At 58.6% G+C, this 17,695-nt stretch carries 19 protein-coding genes; 3 read left to right on the top strand and 16 right to left on the bottom strand.

Going from position 1 to position 17,695, the window contains the following annotated elements; translation table 11 throughout:
• Positions 1-3 precede the first annotated feature (3 nt).
• From ACEN9A_RS23820 to ACEN9A_RS23840, 5 genes are all read right to left on the bottom strand, one after another.
• Positions 4-615, bottom strand: coding sequence for a phage baseplate assembly protein V (locus ACEN9A_RS23820; RefSeq protein ID WP_258671044.1), 612 nt, complete (start codon positions 613-615; stop codon positions 4-6).
• 3 nt (positions 616-618) lie between these two features.
• Positions 619-1,131 (bottom strand): hypothetical protein, encoded by a 513-nt coding sequence (locus ACEN9A_RS23825; protein ID WP_258671045.1) that lies wholly within the window; start codon positions 1,129-1,131, stop codon positions 619-621.
• A 47-nt stretch (positions 1,132-1,178) separates the two neighbouring features.
• Entirely contained in the window at positions 1,179-1,529 is a 351-nt protein-coding gene (locus ACEN9A_RS23830) for a phage holin family protein (RefSeq protein ID WP_018926992.1), read from the bottom strand.
• 117 nt (positions 1,530-1,646) lie between these two features.
• Positions 1,647-2,066, bottom strand: coding sequence for a tail fiber assembly protein (locus ACEN9A_RS23835; protein ID WP_018926993.1), 420 nt, complete (start codon positions 2,064-2,066; stop codon positions 1,647-1,649).
• Positions 2,067-2,583: 517 nt separating this feature from the next.
• Positions 2,584-3,318 (bottom strand): XRE family transcriptional regulator, encoded by a 735-nt coding sequence (locus ACEN9A_RS23840; protein WP_026331839.1) that lies wholly within the window; start codon positions 3,316-3,318, stop codon positions 2,584-2,586.
• Positions 3,319-3,517: 199 nt separating this feature from the next.
• Here ACEN9A_RS23840 and mutS point away from each other — a divergent pair, with 199 nt between their 5' ends.
• Positions 3,518-6,097, top strand: coding sequence for a DNA mismatch repair protein MutS (mutS, locus tag ACEN9A_RS23845; RefSeq protein WP_026345675.1), 2,580 nt, complete (start codon positions 3,518-3,520; stop codon positions 6,095-6,097).
• 142 nt (positions 6,098-6,239) lie between these two features.
• Complete coding sequence (gene fdxA, locus ACEN9A_RS23850) at positions 6,240-6,563, top strand: ferredoxin FdxA (RefSeq protein ID WP_007940535.1); 324 nt, start codon at positions 6,240-6,242, stop codon at positions 6,561-6,563.
• A gap of 486 nt (positions 6,564-7,049) precedes the next feature.
• On the opposite strand, the gene rpoS is transcribed toward fdxA, so the two are convergent.
• The 8 genes from rpoS to ACEN9A_RS23890 form a co-directional block, all read right to left on the bottom strand.
• On the bottom strand, positions 7,050-8,057 hold the full coding sequence (rpoS, locus tag ACEN9A_RS23855) for an RNA polymerase sigma factor RpoS (RefSeq protein WP_007940534.1): 1,008 nt from the start codon (positions 8,055-8,057) through the stop codon (positions 7,050-7,052).
• 107 nt (positions 8,058-8,164) lie between these two features.
• Entirely contained in the window at positions 8,165-9,022 is an 858-nt protein-coding gene (locus tag ACEN9A_RS23860) for a peptidoglycan DD-metalloendopeptidase family protein (protein WP_026345674.1), read from the bottom strand.
• Positions 9,023-9,233: 211 nt separating this feature from the next.
• A complete protein-coding gene (locus ACEN9A_RS23865; RefSeq protein ID WP_173861137.1) occupies positions 9,234-9,869 on the bottom strand; it encodes a protein-L-isoaspartate(D-aspartate) O-methyltransferase in 636 nt (211 codons plus the stop codon).
• 41 nt (positions 9,870-9,910) lie between these two features.
• Positions 9,911-10,660: a 5'/3'-nucleotidase SurE gene (gene surE, locus ACEN9A_RS23870; protein WP_258671046.1), complete on the bottom strand. Its 750-nt coding sequence runs from the start codon at positions 10,658-10,660 to the stop codon at positions 9,911-9,913.
• The gene (gene truD, locus ACEN9A_RS23875) at positions 10,648-11,706 is read right to left on the bottom strand and encodes a tRNA pseudouridine(13) synthase TruD (RefSeq protein WP_258671047.1); all 1,059 of its coding nucleotides are present in this window, start codon (positions 11,704-11,706) and stop codon (positions 10,648-10,650) included. The genes surE and truD overlap by 13 nt, the downstream gene beginning before the upstream one ends.
• Positions 11,703-12,176 (bottom strand): 2-C-methyl-D-erythritol 2,4-cyclodiphosphate synthase, encoded by a 474-nt coding sequence (gene ispF / locus ACEN9A_RS23880; protein WP_018927000.1) that lies wholly within the window; start codon positions 12,174-12,176, stop codon positions 11,703-11,705. Before ispF ends, truD begins: the two co-directional genes overlap by 4 nt.
• Before the next feature lie 43 nt (positions 12,177-12,219).
• Complete coding sequence (gene fghA, locus ACEN9A_RS23885) at positions 12,220-13,065, bottom strand: S-formylglutathione hydrolase (RefSeq protein WP_258671048.1); 846 nt, start codon at positions 13,063-13,065, stop codon at positions 12,220-12,222.
• A gap of 8 nt (positions 13,066-13,073) precedes the next feature.
• Complete coding sequence (locus ACEN9A_RS23890; RefSeq protein WP_018927002.1) at positions 13,074-14,186, bottom strand: S-(hydroxymethyl)glutathione dehydrogenase/class III alcohol dehydrogenase; 1,113 nt, start codon at positions 14,184-14,186, stop codon at positions 13,074-13,076.
• Between the two features lie 106 nt (positions 14,187-14,292).
• Between ACEN9A_RS23890 and ACEN9A_RS23895 the strand changes: the two genes are divergently transcribed.
• Positions 14,293-15,189, top strand: coding sequence for a LysR substrate-binding domain-containing protein (locus ACEN9A_RS23895; protein ID WP_019647811.1), 897 nt, complete (start codon positions 14,293-14,295; stop codon positions 15,187-15,189).
• Between the two features lie 48 nt (positions 15,190-15,237).
• Here the strand turns inward: ACEN9A_RS23895 and ispD are convergent, their stop codons facing one another.
• The 3 genes from ispD to eno all read right to left on the bottom strand — a co-directional run bounded on the left by ispD (position 15,238) and on the right by eno (position 17,680).
• The gene (ispD, locus tag ACEN9A_RS23900; protein WP_258671049.1) at positions 15,238-15,945 is read right to left on the bottom strand and encodes a 2-C-methyl-D-erythritol 4-phosphate cytidylyltransferase; all 708 of its coding nucleotides are present in this window, start codon (positions 15,943-15,945) and stop codon (positions 15,238-15,240) included.
• Positions 15,942-16,220 (bottom strand): cell division protein FtsB, encoded by a 279-nt coding sequence (gene ftsB, locus ACEN9A_RS23905; protein WP_007907178.1) that lies wholly within the window; start codon positions 16,218-16,220, stop codon positions 15,942-15,944. Before ftsB ends, ispD begins: the two co-directional genes overlap by 4 nt.
• A 170-nt stretch (positions 16,221-16,390) precedes the next feature.
• On the bottom strand, positions 16,391-17,680 hold the full coding sequence (gene eno / locus ACEN9A_RS23910) for a phosphopyruvate hydratase (RefSeq protein ID WP_007940523.1): 1,290 nt from the start codon (positions 17,678-17,680) through the stop codon (positions 16,391-16,393).
• Between the last annotated feature and the right edge of the window lie 15 nt (positions 17,681-17,695).

The following is a 17,695-nucleotide window of genomic DNA, read 5'->3' on the forward strand; positions in this document are numbered from 1 at the left end:
TCTTTATGCAGTACTGATGACGCGACCCTGGTGATCCACCAACGGGCCGCTCAGATGCACACCGGAAGCGTCGAGCCGCAGGCCGACGGCGCCCAGTTGCAATTCGATGGCCTCTGGCCTCATCGCCAGCCTCGCCGGGCCGATGTTCAACTCGAGGGATTCACGGGAGCCGGTGAACGCCGCCGGGCCGTTCTTCCAGCGCAAGACATGACTGGCGTGGTCGTAACCGCTTTCCGTGCCGTCTTGATAGAGGCGACGCGTCAGCGATGCCTGTGTCGAGACGGGCGGGAACTGACCGCCGTTGAGACCGAACAACGCCACCGACTGCCCGCCGCCCTCGCCACCGCCGTGGTTCAGCAGCAAACACTGCTCACCCACGGAAGGAATCCGCGACTCGCTCTGTGCCCCGGCGCTTGGGTTGAAAAACCGGATCGCCGGGGTGAGCAGTTCCCCATGACGGACCTTGCAGGTATTGCTGGCCGCATCGACTTCCTGACACACGCCGATGCGACAGAAACTGTCGGCACGCCGGTGCAGGTCTTCGAGCTCGGTTTCCATCTCGGCCAAACGCTCGATGATCGGCCCCAGTTGCATACGTAACAGCGCATCAAACATGGATCAGCCCTCGAGTGCGGTGTATTGATCCGGGTCGTCGATGTTCGACACCTCCCAGGTACGGGCAAATTTCGGGATACCCAACGGGTCTTCGAGCAGCGTCGGGCCGAGGTACAGGGTTTGGGTAAATGAAACGGTCCAGGCGGTGTACTCCCGTGCATCGCTGATAAACGTGGACGGGATGCCATCAATGTTCATCGGCAGATCGCATTGCTCGCCCGGCAGTTTCCAGCGGTTATCGACGACCAGGCTTTTCAACTCACTGGCCAGATCGCACACTGCCAACCCTGCACCGGGCAACACGGCTTGCAAGGAAACCGTCAGGACATGAGCGATACGTCCGTCGTTGGCACGGATGCCCGGCGCATCGCGTTCGATGGCGATCAGCACCCAGGGCAGATCGACAGTGCCGTCGAAGTCTTGATGACTCCCGACCTTCAAGCCGGGAATGGCGGTACGCAACGTCTCGGCAATGGCAGAAAACAGCTGCGACGGTTTTTCGATGACAGCAGGCATCAATGGCCTCCTATTCCTATGGCAATACGAAGATCAGCGACGCCGGTTCACTGTTGATCGGGACGAGAATCGCGCGGTGGCACTTCACAAACGCCAATCCGCTTGGCGGCCCAACGTTCGTAAAGTCCGATGGCCACGTCCGCCCCGGCCATCGCCGTCAGGCAGCCAAAGGCGCCGGCGGCCCAGATCGACAGGCCCGCGGCGTACAACAGCATGATCGCCGAGACGCCGCAGATCATGCAGGCCCCGGACCGCAGGGCCAGGCGCCGCAGCAGTGACCAGCCACGGGCGCCCTCCTTGTCGGCGCGCCACATTTCGCCGGACACCCCGCCCGCCACGGCGAGGAGGATGACCAGCCAGATCGGCATGTCCAGCAACGCTTGTTGCTCGTTTGTCATGTCACGCCTCCTGGGGTGATTGATGAGTGATGTGTGTTGGATTCAATCGATGTCTCTTGAGGTAGGCATTCCAAAAAGCCCGGAGCATTCCGGGCTTTTCAGTAATGCGCTCCGTTTTTACGGCAGCTCAGGCCAAACGATGGTCAGCGGAAAACCTGGCTGTTTGTTGACCTGAGTAAAGGCAACGCAATACTCCTTGAAGGCAGTCAGGTAAGCCTGCTCGGCAGCAGTGGCCACGCCCAGATCAACTTTGAATTGCAATCCCGACGACGCCACGCTGGTCATGACACTGTCGAGCCGCTTGGTTTTTTCATTGCGCATTTGTTCACCTAGCGCAGATTGCGGCCAAGGGAACCCGGAATTGAACGACCAGAGGCCATCGCTGTTGACTGCGTTGTAGCCGTAGTCAACCTGATTGCTCGAACTGCCGGTGACGTCGACCCAGAGTTGATCGACTGGGAACTCGTCAGTGATCGGATTGACCGTCTCGTAGATGTTGTCGACTTTTCCGTTTACTACACGTGCGTATTTCTTCATTTTCATATCCTTATTGATCGCCGGGCATCCCGGCACACGTTGATCTGCCTGCATCAGGTAGGCATTCCAAAAAGCCCGGTGTGAAACCGGGCTTTTCAGTAATGCGCTCCTTCGCCTTCCTTTAATCCCGTGTCAAAAAGGAAGCTGACTTTTCGGCGCTACTGGCGCGGTACGAGTCCATTCAAATTGTTTTTCCGACCGCGGTCCCTGCCCGCCGGATAACTGCTTCTGGTGCTTTACGCTGCACACCCGGGTCAGTTGCCAACCCTCTGAACCGTTGAGGCCGATTCATCGCTGCCTTTGTGGTGGAACTAAAGAGCTTCGTTTCGAGCCGCTTTGTTGAGCGGCTTGAGACAAAGAATATGCATGGATGCATATACAGTCAATGCATAAATGCATTTATTTATGCACAAGAAATGCACAGGCGCATGAAAGTCCCACAGACAAAGGCGTTGGCGGTTTTTGGCAGGCGAAAAAAAACCCGTCGGGCGACGGGTTTTATCTGACAGTGGTGAGGTTAGCGGGCGTACATGCCCCACCAGAAGACGTGACCAAGGATGACGATTTGCTCTTCCTGGATTTCCTGGAAGCTGTAGTCCTCGTCCGGATGCTCATCGCGATTGAAGCTGCGCAGGCGAATCCCGGTCGGCAGGCGATAAAGCTGTTTCACCCGCAACTGGCCGTTGTGGTTGATGGCGTACAGGTCGCCGTCGATGATGTCGCCAATCCCGCATTTACCGGCATTCACCCCCACCGTGGCACCGTCGCGCAGTACCGGCAACATGCTGTTGCCACGCACAGTCACGCATTTGGCCTGGTCGAACTGCACACCGTTATGGCGCAAACTGCGCTTGCCGAAGCGCAGGCTAGAGCGCTCGCTCTCTTCGATGACGAATCTTCCTGATCCAGCAGCCAATTCAACCTCGCGAAGAAAGGGGACCGACACCTCGTCGTCATCGACAGGCGTATCGTCGTCCCACAGGCTTATGTCCTTGAGTTCCGAATGCAATTGATCGCGCCCGGCGCTGGCGGCCGGCGCGACATCCGCGCGGCCCCGCAATTGATCGGTGCTCACAGCAAAGTATTCGGCAATCTTCGAGATATGTTTATCCGAAGGATCGACGATCTTCCCGCTGAGGATGCGCGAGAGAGTGGATTGAGGCACGCCGGTGCGACGGTGAAGCTCCGTGGGGGAGATCCCGTGCTGATCGAGCAGCGCTCTTAAGACGGTAGAAACATTGCGTTTTTGCATAACGCGAATAGTGCTTGATCTTTTTTCGGAAGACAAATGCCAAATTGCATAATTTGTGCATAGACCCACGAAAAATAGCGTTGAGGCTTTCATGCCTGCGTCGGGCGGACCGCCCATGGTAACCTTGCGCCCATCGCGGAAAAGCCGGGCCGATGCCCCTCCTTTGCCCCACACCTTTCAACGAATTTGCCTATATCCGATGAATAAAGCCGTCTCCGATCTGTCCTCCCACACGCCAATGATGCAGCAATACTGGCGCCTGAAGAATCAGCACCCCGACCAGCTGATGTTCTATCGCATGGGCGACTTCTACGAGATCTTCTATGAAGATGCGAAGAAGGCCGCCAAGTTGCTGGACATCACCCTGACAGCTCGTGGGCAATCGGCGGGTCAGGCGATTCCGATGTGTGGGATTCCTTACCACGCTGCGGAAGGTTACCTGGCGAAACTGGTGAAGCTTGGCGAATCGGTGGTGATCTGCGAGCAGGTCGGCGACCCGGCCACCAGCAAAGGCCCGGTGGATCGTCAGGTGGTGCGCATCATCACGCCCGGCACGGTCAGCGATGAAGCGCTGCTGGATGAGCGTCGGGACAACCTGATCGCTGCGGTGCTGGGGGACGAGCGTCTGTTCGGTCTGGCGGTGCTGGACATCACCAGCGGCAACTTCACGGTGCTGGAGATCAAGGGCTGGGAAAACCTGCTGGCGGAACTGGAGCGGGTCAACCCGGTTGAGCTGATGATCCCGGACGACTGGCCGAAGGACTTGCCGGCGGAGAAACGTCGTGGGGTCCGTCGCCGTGCGCCGTGGGATTTCGAGCGCGACTCGGCGCTGAAAAGTCTTTGCCAGCAGTTTTCCACCCAGGACCTGAAGGGTTTCGGCTGCGAGAACCTGACCCTGGCCATCGGCGCTGCTGGCTGCCTGCTCAGCTACGCCAAGGAAACCCAGCGCACTGCCCTGCCGCACTTGCGCAGCCTGCGTCATGAACGCCTGGACGACACCGTGGTGCTCGACGGCGCCAGCCGGCGCAACCTGGAACTGGATACCAACCTGGCCGGTGGTCGCGACAACACGTTGCAATCGGTGGTCGACCGCTGCCAGACCGCCATGGGCAGCCGTTTGCTGACCCGCTGGCTGAACCGTCCGCTGCGGGATTTGACCGTATTGCTGGCACGTCAGACTTCGATCACCTGCCTGCTTGATCGTTATCGCTTCGAGAAACTGCAACCGCAGCTCAAGGAAATCGGTGACATCGAGCGGATTCTGGCGCGGATCGGCCTGCGCAATGCCCGTCCTCGTGACCTGGCGCGTCTGCGCGATGCCCTCGGCGCGCTGCCAGAGTTGCAGGTGGCAATGGCCGAGCTTGAAGCTCCGCACATCATTCAACTGGCAACGACCACCAGCACCTATCCGGAACTGGCGGCGCTGCTGGAGAAAGCCATCATCGACAACCCGCCAGCGGTGATCCGTGACGGCGGCGTGTTGAAAACCGGTTACGACAGCGAACTCGACGAGCTGCAATCGCTCAGCGAAAACGCCGGGCAGTTCCTGATCGATCTGGAAGCCCGGGAGAAGGCCCGCACCGGCCTGGCCAACCTGAAAGTCGGTTACAACCGCATTCACGGTTACTTCATTGAGTTGCCGAGCAAGCAGGCCGAATCGGCACCCGCCGACTATATCCGTCGCCAGACCCTCAAGGGTGCCGAGCGTTTCATTACCCCGGAACTGAAAGCGTTCGAAGACAAGGCGCTGTCGGCCAAGAGCCGTGCCCTGGCGCGCGAGAAGATGCTCTACGAAGCATTGCTCGAAGACCTGATCGCCCAATTGCCGCCCTTGCAGGACACCGCTGCCGCACTGGCCGAACTGGACGTGCTGAGCAACCTCGCCGAGCGTGCACTGAATCTGGACCTGAACTGCCCGCGTTTCGTCAGCGAGCCGTGCATGCGCATCAGCCAGGGCCGTCATCCGGTGGTCGAGCAGGTACTTACCACGCCGTTCGTAGCCAACGACCTGAGCCTCGATGACAGCACCCGTATGTTGGTGATCACCGGTCCGAACATGGGCGGTAAATCCACCTACATGCGCCAGACCGCGTTGATCGTGCTGCTGGCGCATATCGGTAGCTTCGTGCCGGCAGCCAGTTGCGAATTGTCCCTGGTCGACCGGATCTTCACCCGGATCGGTTCCAGCGACGACCTGGCGGGCGGGCGTTCGACCTTCATGGTCGAAATGAGCGAAACCGCGAACATCCTGCACAACGCCACCGAGCGCAGCCTGGTGCTGATGGACGAAGTCGGTCGCGGCACCAGCACCTTCGACGGTCTGTCCCTGGCCTGGGCCGCGGCCGAGCGTCTGGCGCAGCTGCGGGCCTACACACTGTTCGCCACCCACTATTTCGAGCTGACGGTGCTGCCGGAAGCCCAACCGCTAGTAGCCAACGTGCACCTCAATGCCACCGAGCACAACGAACGTATCGTGTTCCTGCACCACGTGCTGCCTGGGCCTGCCAGCCAGAGCTATGGCCTGGCGGTTGCGCAGTTGGCCGGTGTGCCGAGCGAAGTGATCGTGCGTGCCCGTGAACACTTGAGCCGGCTGGAATCCACGGCGCTGCCCCATGAAGTGCCGACGCCGGCCAAAGGCAAATCCGTTGCGCCGCAGCAGAGCGACATGTTCGCCAGCCTGCCGCATCCGGTGCTGGATGAACTGGCCAAACTTGATCTGGATGACCTGACACCACGCAGGGCTTTGGAAATGCTCTATACATTAAAGACACGGATCTAACGCACTTGCCTGCAAGCTGTTAGAATCTCGCGCGGTTTGGGATGCTGCAGGCTCATAGCCTGGCCTGCAGACTATCGCTCCCGAACCTGGCGACCCCGTCCTGAAGGGGCTCCGCTGCCGCCGCCTGAGGAGAAAATTAGAAATGACCTTCGTCGTCACCGACAACTGCATCAAGTGCAAGTACACCGACTGCGTAGAAGTCTGTCCGGTGGACTGCTTTTACGAAGGCCCGAACTTCCTGGTGATTCACCCGGATGAGTGCATCGACTGCGCACTGTGCGAACCAGAATGCCCTGCCGTGGCCATCTTCTCTGAAGATGAAGTTCCCGCCGGCATGGAAAACTTCATTCAGCTGAACATGGAATTGGCCGAGGTATGGCCAAACATCACTGAACGGAAAGATCCATTGCCCGATTCCGCTGAATGGGATGGCAAGCCAGGCAAGATCGAACACCTCGAACGCTGATTTCCCTCGCGTTCCCGAAAAGGCCCCTTGCGGGCCTTTTTGCTTTTCTGCAGGCAAAAAAAAGGGGCGGTTTGACCCGCCCACATTTTTTCCCTATTCCATGTATTCCTTTTCATCGTCCTGATGAATCGCATCCTGCGATGTCCGTTCCCCTCTTCCTTGAAGGGCGTGTCTATCCGTCGACACAGTTCAAATACTAGAGGATTCCCCACCAAGAGCAATCGGCCTCCATGGCTGAAATCATCTGCAATATGCTGTTAACTTAATAAAATAAATATATAAATCAATAACTTATAAATACAGCATCCTTCGAATAGACAACTACCAGGGTGTAAAAATAATGAACACTTACGAAAGAGTAAGCAATGACTTACACCACGAGACTACAAACCTGAGGTGGCGCCAATACCAACGCACCTCTCATCTTCCCGGTAACAAAAAGCCCCGAACCAGTCGGGGCTTTTTGTTACCGGTTGAGCGAATGGCTTATTGGAACAGCGACTCACTCGACAGGCCATTTTTCTCGAGAATCTCCCGAAGACGCTTGAGGCCTTCAACCTGGATTTGCCTGACCCGCTCCCGGGTAAGGCCGATTTCCAGGCCGACATCTTCAAGCGTACTGCTCTCGTGACCTCGCAAGCCGAAGCGGCGTACGACCACCTCGCGTTGCTTGTCGGTCAGCTCCGAGAGCCATTGATCGATGCTCTGCGACAGGTCGTCATCCTGCAACAGTTCACATGGATCGGTCGGGCGGTCGTCGGTCAGGGTGTCCAGCAGGGTTTTATCCGAATCCGGACCCAGCGAGACGTCGACCGAAGAAACCCGCTCGTTCAGGCCAAGCATGCGCTTGACCTCGCCTACCGGTTTCTCCAGCAGGTTGGCAATTTCTTCGGGTGAGGGTTCATGGTCGAGCTTTTGAGTCAGCTCCCGTGCAGCCCGCAAGTACACGTTGAGCTCTTTGACCACATGAATAGGTAGCCGGATGGTCCGGGTCTGATTCATGATCGCGCGTTCGATGGTCTGACGAATCCACCAGGTGGCGTAGGTCGAAAAGCGGAAGCCGCGTTCTGGATCGAACTTTTCCACTGCCCGGATCAGGCCGAGGTTACCCTCTTCGATCAGGTCCAGCAGCGACAGCCCACGATTGACGTAACGCCGGGCGATTTTCACCACCAGCCGCAGGTTGCTTTCAATCATGCGCTTGCGTCCGGCCGGATCACCACTTTGCGACAGGCGCGCAAAATGAACTTCTTCTTCCGGGGAGAGCAATGGGGAAAAGCCGATTTCATTGAGGTACAGCTGCGTGGCATCGAGTGCCCGGGTGTAGTCGATGTACTTGTGTTGCTTTAACGAAGCGGAGTGTCTGGATTTGGCACGAACGGAAGGTGGTGCATCCCCTTCATCATTCGACATCGAATCCATAGCGATGCCGGTCTCCATAAGGAGAACCTCATCGTCGATGTCAAACTCCGGCACTTCTTTACTGAGAGCCATTGTTATAGTCCTTTGGTGAGTTCGACCTCAAGCTCAAGCGGCGCCTTGATCCCTGGCAACGCTGGAGCCTGTTCCCTCTACGTGACGGAACAGGCTTGGCTAACAAATCAACGACGTGGCAGGAACTGCAGCGGATCTACAGGTTTACCTTGTCGGCGAATCTCAAAATGCAGTTTCACCCGGTCTGTACCCGTTGACCCCATTTCGGCAATTGTCTGTCCGACTTTGACCTGCTGCCCCTCCCGAACCAACAGCCTGCGGTTGTGACCGTAGGCACTGACGTAGGTATCGCTGTGTTTGATGATGACTAATTCGCCGTAGCCCCTTAAGCCACTCCCGGCGTATACCACCGTCCCATCAGACGCAGCTAAAACAGGCTGTCCCAAATCTCCGGCGATATCAATTCCTTTATTCAAACTACCGTTTGAAGAGAATTTTCCAATCAGAATGCCATTAGAAGGCCACCCCCAGCCCGTCGGGGCCGGACCGGCAGGAGGCAGTGGAGCGGGTGCCGGTTTGCTGGCGACGGACGGTGCGAGCACCGTTGTACTGGTCGTTGTGCCATTTGCCTGACGCCGAATTACCGTGGTTTTGCTCGACGACGAAGGCGAGGAACTGGACGAACTCACCACCGCTGCCGGCGTTGAATCGTTGCGACCGTCGAAGCGAATCGTCTGACCCGGATGGATCGTGTAAGGCGTAGGAATGTTGTTCCTTGCCGCGAGGGCTTTGTAGTCCCAGCCGTAGCGAAAGGCGATGGAAAACAACGTGTCCTTGGGTCGAACAACGTACTGGCCGGTGGTTACGGCCGGACGCTGGGCGACCGCATTGTTGCGATCGACAACTCCCGCGCTACTCGATTTGGTGCTGGAACAACCGACCAGCAAGGTACTCAAGACAAGACCAGTCACCAGACGCTGAAAGCTCGTTATACCCATTCGCTGCGCAACGACTGTGAGACTCACCCGCCGCTCCCTTTGTGGTGGCTGAAAATATGAATTGCCGTGTTTCGGCACGAAATGTCGCAAGTATAACGGGCCGAACAGGCTTTACCTTTAATGAAGCGGATTCGCTTCACGCACACGTTTGCTGCCTGACGATTAATTCTGTTTAACCCATCGATGCCGCTGTAAGACCCGGGCAATCGAAGAGAATTCAGCGCGCTGAAACAAATGCTCAGGCCAGCGGCCCGTTGAGTAGTGGCACAAAGCGCACTGCCCCCAGAACACGCCTGGAAAAGCCCTGCTCTTCACGGATGATCAGCATCAATTGTTGAACTTCACCAGAGCCGACCGGAATCACCAGTCGCCCGCCCGGTGCCAATTGATCGAGCAGCGCCTGAGGCACGTCGGTGGCCACGGCGGTAACAATGATGCCGTTGTAAGGCGCCAGCGCCGGCCAGCCCTCCCAGCCATCGCCCCAGCGAAATACCACATTGCGCAGGTTCAGCTCCACCAGGCGCTCCTTGGCTCGATCTTGCAGAACCTTGATGCGCTCGACGGAAAAAACCCGCTCGACCAGTTGCGACAGCACCGCCGTCTGGTAACCCGAACCGGTACCGATTTCCAGCACCTTGTCCAACGGGCCGGCTTCCAGCAGCAGCTCGCTCATGCGCGCCACCATATAAGGCTGGGAGATGGTCTGGTTATGGCCAATCGGTAGCGCCGTATCTTCATAAGCGCGGTGGGCCAACGCCTCATCGACGAACAGGTGACGCGGTGTGCGGCGGATGACTTCCAGCACCTTGGCGTTGGACACCCCTTCTTCATAGAGGCGCTGAATCAGACGCTCACGGGTCCGCTGGGAGGTCATCCCGATGCCGCGGTGCAGAATATCGTCTTGTTCACGAGCCATTAGCGCAGCCCCTCCAGCCAGCCATCGAGACTACTGAAGGCATCATTAAAGGTGCGATCCAGTTGCAGTGGCGTGATTGAAACATAGCCTTGCATCACCGCATGGAAATCGGTGCCCGGGCCGCCATCCTCGGCGTCCCCCGCTGCAGCGATCCAGTAACCGGATTTACCACGCGGATCGACCACTTTTATCGGCGCAGCAGCGCGGGCGCGATGGCCCAGGCGGGTCAGCTGGATACCGCGGATATGCTCCAGCGGCAAGTTGGGAATGTTCACGTTCAGTACCGTGCGCGGTGGCAGATCGAGGTCCGCGTGGGCCTCTACCAGTTTGCGCGCAAAATAGGCCGCCGTGGGAAGGTTCTCCACTTGCCGTGAGACAAACGAAAAGGCAAACGAAGGACGTTCCAGGAAACGGCCCTCAAGGGCGGCCGCCACAGTACCGGAATACAGCACGTCGTCCCCCAGGTTCGCACCCAGGTTAATACCGGAAACCACCATGTCCGGCTCAAACTCCAGCAAGCCGTTAAGGCCCAGGTGCACGCAATCGGTGGGTGTGCCATTGAGGCTGATAAAGCCATTGGCCAAGGTATACGGGTGCAACGGACGGTCGAGCGTCAGCGAGCTGCTGGCGCCGCTTTTGTCCTGGTCCGGGGCGATAACCACGCATTCGGTGTAATCCGCCAGCGCAGCATAAAGCGCGGCGAGACCGGGTGCGGTTACCCCATCGTCGTTAGAAATCAGAATACGCATGGGCTGTCCGTCTGCCCCACCGGCACCAGATCGACGAGTTCACGCACCAATACGGTGGCGAAGCATCCGGCCGGGAGGACGAATTCCAGTTGCAGAATGTCAGGCTCGGGATAATGCCACGTCAACCCGCCAATGGGCAGCCGCAGGATGCGACGTTCGTGGCTCATTCCGGCGTTAATCAACCAATCGCGCAGGTCCGCTTCGCGCGCAGCGATTGCCTGCTCCAGTTCATGGACAGCCCCCGACGCCGGCGAGTCACCTTCGCCCCACTGCGGTCCGGTCGGGTGCAGGTCGAGAATCGCCAGGCGCGGGTCGCTGCATTCGGCCTCACCTGCCGGGAAAAAACTGCGGCTATCGGTGAACGCCAGCAGATCGCCGACCTGAGCACGCTGCCAGGTACCATCGGCGACACGCGCCGCCAGCACCTGATTAAACAGAAAACTGCGCGCGGTTGAGAGCAGGCGCGAACGCACATTGCGTTGCTCCGGCAGGGCCTTGCGCACCGCCCAGGCACGGGCGTCGACGACGTTGCCGCCGTCATGCCCGAAACGCTGGGCGCCGAAATAATTGGGAATACCTTGCCTGGCGATCAGTTGCAGACGCTCCTCGATCGCTGCCTTGTCGCCAGCGAATTGAGTCAGGCGCAACGTGAAGCCGTTGGCCGAATGGGCACCGCGTTGCAGCTTGCGTCTGTGCCGACCGGTCTTGAGAATCTTCAGCGTGTCGTTTTCCGCTGCCGACAGATCTGGATCAGCCTTGCCGGGCAGTTGCACGCTAAACCACTGGCGAGTCAACGCCTGACGGTCCTTGAGGCCCGCGTAGCTGACGGTACGCAATGGCACGCCCGCAGCCTTGGCAATCCGCCGTGCCGCTTCTTCGGTATTCAGACCGCGCTTTTCCACCCAGATCCATAGGTGTTCGCCGTCGCCGCTAAGGGGAATATCGAGGACTTCATCGACCTGGAAATCTTCCGCCGTGGCTTTCAGCACCGCGCTGCCGAGAGCGTCACCATAGGCCCGCGGGCCGAGCAATTGCGCCTCGTTCATGCGCGCAGCAACAAGGCAACGGAGTGCACGGCAATACCTTCTTCGCGACCGACAAAGCCAAGCTTCTCGGTGGTGGTAGCTTTCACGTTCACTTGATCCAACTCAACTTGAAGATCCGCGGCAATCAGCGCGCGCATCGATTCGATATGCGGGGCCATTTTCGGGGCCTGGGCGACGATGGTGTTATCGACGTTGCCGACTTTCCAGCCCTTGGCGTGGATCAGTGCGACGACATGACGCAACAGCGCACGGCTGTCGGCGCCCTTGAATTGCGGGTCGGTGTCCGGAAAATGCTTGCCGATATCACCCAGCGCGGCAGCGCCGAGCAACGCATCGCTCAAGGCGTGCAGCAGGACATCACCGTCGGAATGGGCAAGCAGCCCGAAGCTGTGTGCAATCCGCACACCGCCCAGCGTGATGAAATCGCCTTCACCGAAACGGTGCACATCATAGCCGTGGCCAATACGCATAAAAAAACGCCCCGATTTTTGTCAGGGCGTGATTCTACCTGCATTAGAGGCCTAGAGCGCGTCCGTGATGCAGCAAGTGGTCGTCGATAAAACTGGCGATGAAGAAATAGCTGTGGTCGTAGCCCGGTTGCAAACGCAACGTCAGCGGATGATCGGCCAGTTTGGTCGCTTGTTGCAGGGCTTCAGGCTTGAGCTGGGTGGCGAGGAAATCGTCGCGATCACCCTGATCCACCAGCAGCGGCAGCTTCTCGCCGGCCTCGGCGATCAATGCACAGGCATCCCACTCGCGCCATTTCGACCGGTCTTCACCCAAGTAGCGGGAAAAGGCTTTCTGCCCCCATGGGCAATCGATCGGATTGTTGATCGGCGAGAACGCCGACACCGACTGGTAACGCCCCGGATTACGCAAGGCGCAGACCAGCGCACCGTGGCCACCCATGGAGTGGCCGCTGATGCCACGCTTTTCCGAAGCCGGGAAATGCGCCTCGACCAATGTCGGCAATTCCTGCACGACATAGTCATGCATCCGATAGTGCCGCGACCACGGTTCCTGCGTGGCATTCAGATAAAACCCGGCACCGAGACCGAAGTCCCAGGCACCATCCGGATCGCCCGGTACTTCGGGACCGCGTGGGCTGGTGTCCGGTGCGACGATAATCAGCCCCAGCTCGGCGGCCATGCGCATGGCACCGGCCTTCTGCATGAAGTTCTCGTCGGTGCAGGTCAGGCCGGACAACCAGTACAGCACCGGCAGCTTGCCGCCCTGCTCCGCTTGCGGCGGCAGGTACACGGCAAACACCATGTCGCAGCCGAGCACGTCGGAGCGGTGCCGGTAGCGCTTGTGCCAGCCGCCGAAGCTTTTCTGGCAGGAGATATTTTCCAGGCTCATGACCGACCTCAGAAATGGATGACGCTACGGATGCTTTTGCCTTCATGCATCAGGTCAAACGCCTTGTTGATATCTTCCAGGCCCATAGTGTGGGTGATGAAGGTATCCAGCGGGATCTCGCCGGTCTGGGCCATTTCGACATAGCTTGGCAACTCGGTACGGCCACGCACGCCACCGAACGCCGAACCGCGCCAGACACGACCGGTGACCAACTGGAATGGACGGGTGGAGATTTCCTGGCCTGCGCCGGCCACACCGATGATGACCGACTCGCCCCAACCTTTGTGGCAGCACTCAAGTGCGGCACGCATCAACTGCACGTTACCGATGCATTCGAACGAGAAGTCGACGCCGCCATCGGTCATGTCGACGATCACTTCCTGAATCGGACGATCGAAGTCTTTCGGGTTCACGCAGTCGGTAGCGCCCAATTGCCTGGCGATTTCGAACTTGGCCGGGTTGATGTCGATGGCGATGATCCGGCCAGCCTTGGCTTTGACCGCGCCGATCACGGCAGACAGTCCGATGCCGCCCAGACCGAAGATGGCGACGGTGTCACCCGGTTTGACCTTGGCAGTGTTGATCACTGCACCGATGCCGGTGGTGACGCCACAGCCCAACAGGCAGACTTTTTCCAGCGGTGCTTCTTTAGGAATTTTGGCGACAGAGATTTCCGGCAGCACGGTGTACTCGGAAAACGTCGAGGTGCCCATGTAGTGGAAAATCGTTTCGCCCTTGTAGGAAAAGCGCGAAGTGCCGTCCGGCATCAGGCCTTTACCCTGGGTTGCACGAATCGCCTGGCAGAGGTTGGTTTTGCCCGACAGACAGAATTTGCACTTGCCACATTCCGGGGTGTACAGCGGGATCACATGATCACCCACAGCAACCGAGGTCACGCCCTCGCCGATCGCTTCGACCACCGCGCCACCTTCGTGGCCCAGGATCGACGGGAAGATACCTTCCGGGTCCGCGCCCGAGAGGGTGTAGGCATCGGTATGGCAGACACCGGAAGCGACGACGCGCAGCAGGACTTCGCCCGCCTTGGGCATGGCGACATCGACTTCAACGATCTCGAGGGGCTTCTTGGCCTCGAAGGCAACGGCGGCGCGCGACTTGATCATGCTGACTCTCCAGTGAATAAAAACGAGACAATGAGTGTAATACAGCGGCATACGATGAATAATCAGGACAAAAGCAAAACATTATTGCCATGCAGGGATAATCCTGATGTCCGAAAACCGCTGGGAAGGCATCGATGAGTTCGTCGCCGTGGCCGAGTGCAGCCAATTCACCGCCGCTGCTGAACGCCTTGGAGTGTCGTCCTCCCACATCAGTCGCCAAATCGTACGACTGGAAGAGCGCCTGCAAACCCGCTTGCTCTATCGCAGCACCCGCCGGGTCACGCTGACCGAAGCCGGGCAAACCTTTCTGCAACATTGCCAACGTTTGCAGGACGGCCGCGAAGAAGCGTTGCGCGCTGTCGGCGACCTGACCAGCGAACCCAAGGGCATGCTGCGCATGACTTGCGCCGTGGCCTACGGCGAACGATTCATCGTGCCGCTGGTGACTCGCTTCATGGGCATGTATCCGCAACTGCGTGTCGACATCGAACTGAGCAACCGCCCGCTCGATCTGGTGCATGAAGGGCTGGACCTGGCCATCCGCCTCGGCCGCCTGCAGGATTCAAGATTGGTCGCGACCCGTTTGGCACCACGGCGCATGTATCTGTGCGCCTCGCCGTCCTACCTGGAACGGTATGGTCGCCCACACAGTTTGTCGGAGCTGAGTCGTCATAACTGCCTTATCGGCAGCTCGGATATCTGGCAACTGGAACAGAACGGCCGGGAATTTTCCCAGCGAGTACAGGGAAACTGGCGCTGCAACAGTGGGCAGGCGGTGCTGGATGCCGCGCTACAAGGGGTTGGGTTGTGTCAGTTACCGGACTACTACGTGCTGGAGCACCTGAAAAACGGCGAATTGATCTCGCTGCTGGAAGCCCACCAACCGCCGAACACAGCGGTTTGGGCGCTTTATCCGCAGCAGCGGCATTTGTCGCCAAAAGTGCGCAAGTTAGTGGATTATTTGAAGGAAGGGTTGGCCGAACGGCCGGAGTATCGGGTTTAAGAGCAAAAGTTCGCAGCCTGCGGCAGTTCCTGCATAGGCTGCGATCTTTTAACGGCGGTTAGCCCAGCGCTGGCGCAACCACTCAAGGTCTTCGGGGCGAGTGACTTTGATGTTATCGGATCGACCTTCGATCAAACGGGGTGCCATACCTGCCCACTCCATCGCCGAGGCTTCATCGGTGATGACCGCATCCGCCACCAGGCTATCCGCCAACGCCCGATGCAATGCTCCAAGGCGGAACATCTGTGGTGTATAAGCCTGCCAGATCACACTGCGATCCACTGTTTCCAACACACGCCCGTGCTTGTCGACCCGTTTGAGGGTGTCGCGCGCAGGCACCGCCAATAGGCCGCCCACCGGATCGTCAGCCAGTTCACTGAGCAATTTATCGAGATCATCGCGCGCCAGATTCGGTCGCGCGGCATCGTGAACCAACACCCAATCCTCATCGTCAGCGCCCTGGGCATGCAGATGCAGCAAGGCGTTGAGCACTGATCCGGAACGCTCGGCGCCGCCTTCAACCCGCTGAATACGCGAATCGGCAGCACAGGCCAGGTTCGGCCAGTAAGGATCGTCGATGGCAAGACTGACCACCAACCCCTTCAGGGCAGGATGGTCGAGGAAACAGCCAAGGCTGTGTTCGAGAATAGTGCGCCCGCCCAGCTGCAAGTATTGCTTGGGACGGTCCGCGGCCATACGGGCACCGACGCCCGCGGCAGGAATCACGGCCCAGAAGGCCGGTAACGACTCAATCATTGGGCCAACTGGTAAAGGGTTTCACCATCCTTGACCATGCCCAACTCATGGCGAGCCCGTTCTTCAACGGTCTCCATGCCCTTTTTCAACTCACTGACTTCGGCGTCCATCACTCGGTTGCGCTCCAGCAACGCCTCGTTCTCGGCGTGTTGATCCGCAATCTGCTGCTTCAGCTCGGCCACTTGCGCCAGACTGCCATTACCCACCCACAGGCGGTACTGCAGGCCGGCCAGCAGCAAGAGCAAGACGAGGAACAACCAATTGGGACTGCGCATCGAATATCAGGTATCCAGTGAAAAAAGACAGCCATGCCAAACTTTGAAGCTTCTGATAGCACGAAGCCTGGAAGAACCAGGCTTGTGCTCTTAAGGCATCAGATTAGTGGCAAATCCGTCGCTGTCGCGATTTTTCCGACACAATCCGGTGTCTTTTTATCGTTTACCACTCAGCCGCGGAATTCGCTACGGCCGTTGTACTTGGCTTTGCCATTCAACTGCTCTTCGATACGCAGCAGTTGGTTGTACTTGGAAACGCGGTCGGAACGGCACAGCGAACCGGTCTTGATCTGGCCAGCCGAGGTGCCCACGGCCAGGTCGGCAATGGTCGAATCTTCGGTTTCGCCGGAGCGGTGCGAGATCACGGCGGTGTAACCAGCGGCCTTGGCCATCTGGATGGCTTCCAGGGTTTCGGTCAGGGTGCCGATCTGGTTGAACTTGATCAGGATCGAGTTGGCGATCTTTTTGTCGATGCCTTCTTTCAGGATCTTGGTGTTGGTCACGAACAGGTCGTCGCCTACCAGCTGAGTCTTCTCGCCGATCTTGTCGGTGAGGATTTTCCAGCCAGCCCAGTCGGACTCGTCCAGACCGTCTTCGATGGAGATGATCGGGTAACGCTCGGTCAGACCTTTCAGGTAGTCGGCGAAACCTTCAGCAGTGAACACCTGGCCTTCGCCGGACAGGTTGTACTTGCCATCTTCGTAGAATTCGCTGGCCGCGCAGTCCAGGGCCAGGGTCACGTCGGTGCCCAGCTTGTAACCGGCGTTGGCCACGGCTTCGGAGATCACTTTCAAAGCGTCTTCGTTGGAAGCCAGGTTCGGCGCGAAACCACCTTCGTCACCAACGGCAGTGCTCAGGCCACGGGCCTTCAGAACGGCTTTGAGGTGATGGAAAATCTCGGTGCCCATGCGCAGACCTTCCGAGAAAGACTTGGCGCCAACCGGCTGAACCATGAATTCCTGGATGTCGACGTTGTTATCGGCGTGCTCGCCACCGTTGATGATGTTCATCATCGGAACCGGCATCGAGTAAACACCCGGGGTACCGTTCAGGTTGGCAATGTGAGCGTACAGCGGCAGGTCCTGGTCCTGTGCTGCTGCCTTGGCTGCGGCCAGGGAAACGGCGAGGATCGCGTTGGCGCCCAGGGTCGCTTTGTTTTCGGTGCCATCAAGCTTGATCATCGCGTGATCCAGCGCTTTCTGGTCGCTTGGGTCTTTGCCCAGCAACAGGTCACGGATCGGACCGTTGATGTTGGCTACGGCCTTGAGCACGCCTTTACCCAGGTAACGGCTCTTGTCGCCATCACGCAGCTCGAGCGCTTCACGCGAGCCAGTGGAAGCACCGGATGGCGCGCAAGCGCTGCCGATGATGCCGTTATCGAGAAGCACGTCTGCTTCCACAGTGGGATTGCCACGGGAGTCGAGAACTTCACGACCTTTGATGTCGACGATTTTTGCCATTGTTGTAAACACTCC

The sequence above is a fragment of the Pseudomonas sp. Pseusp18 genome (assembly GCF_059506005.1).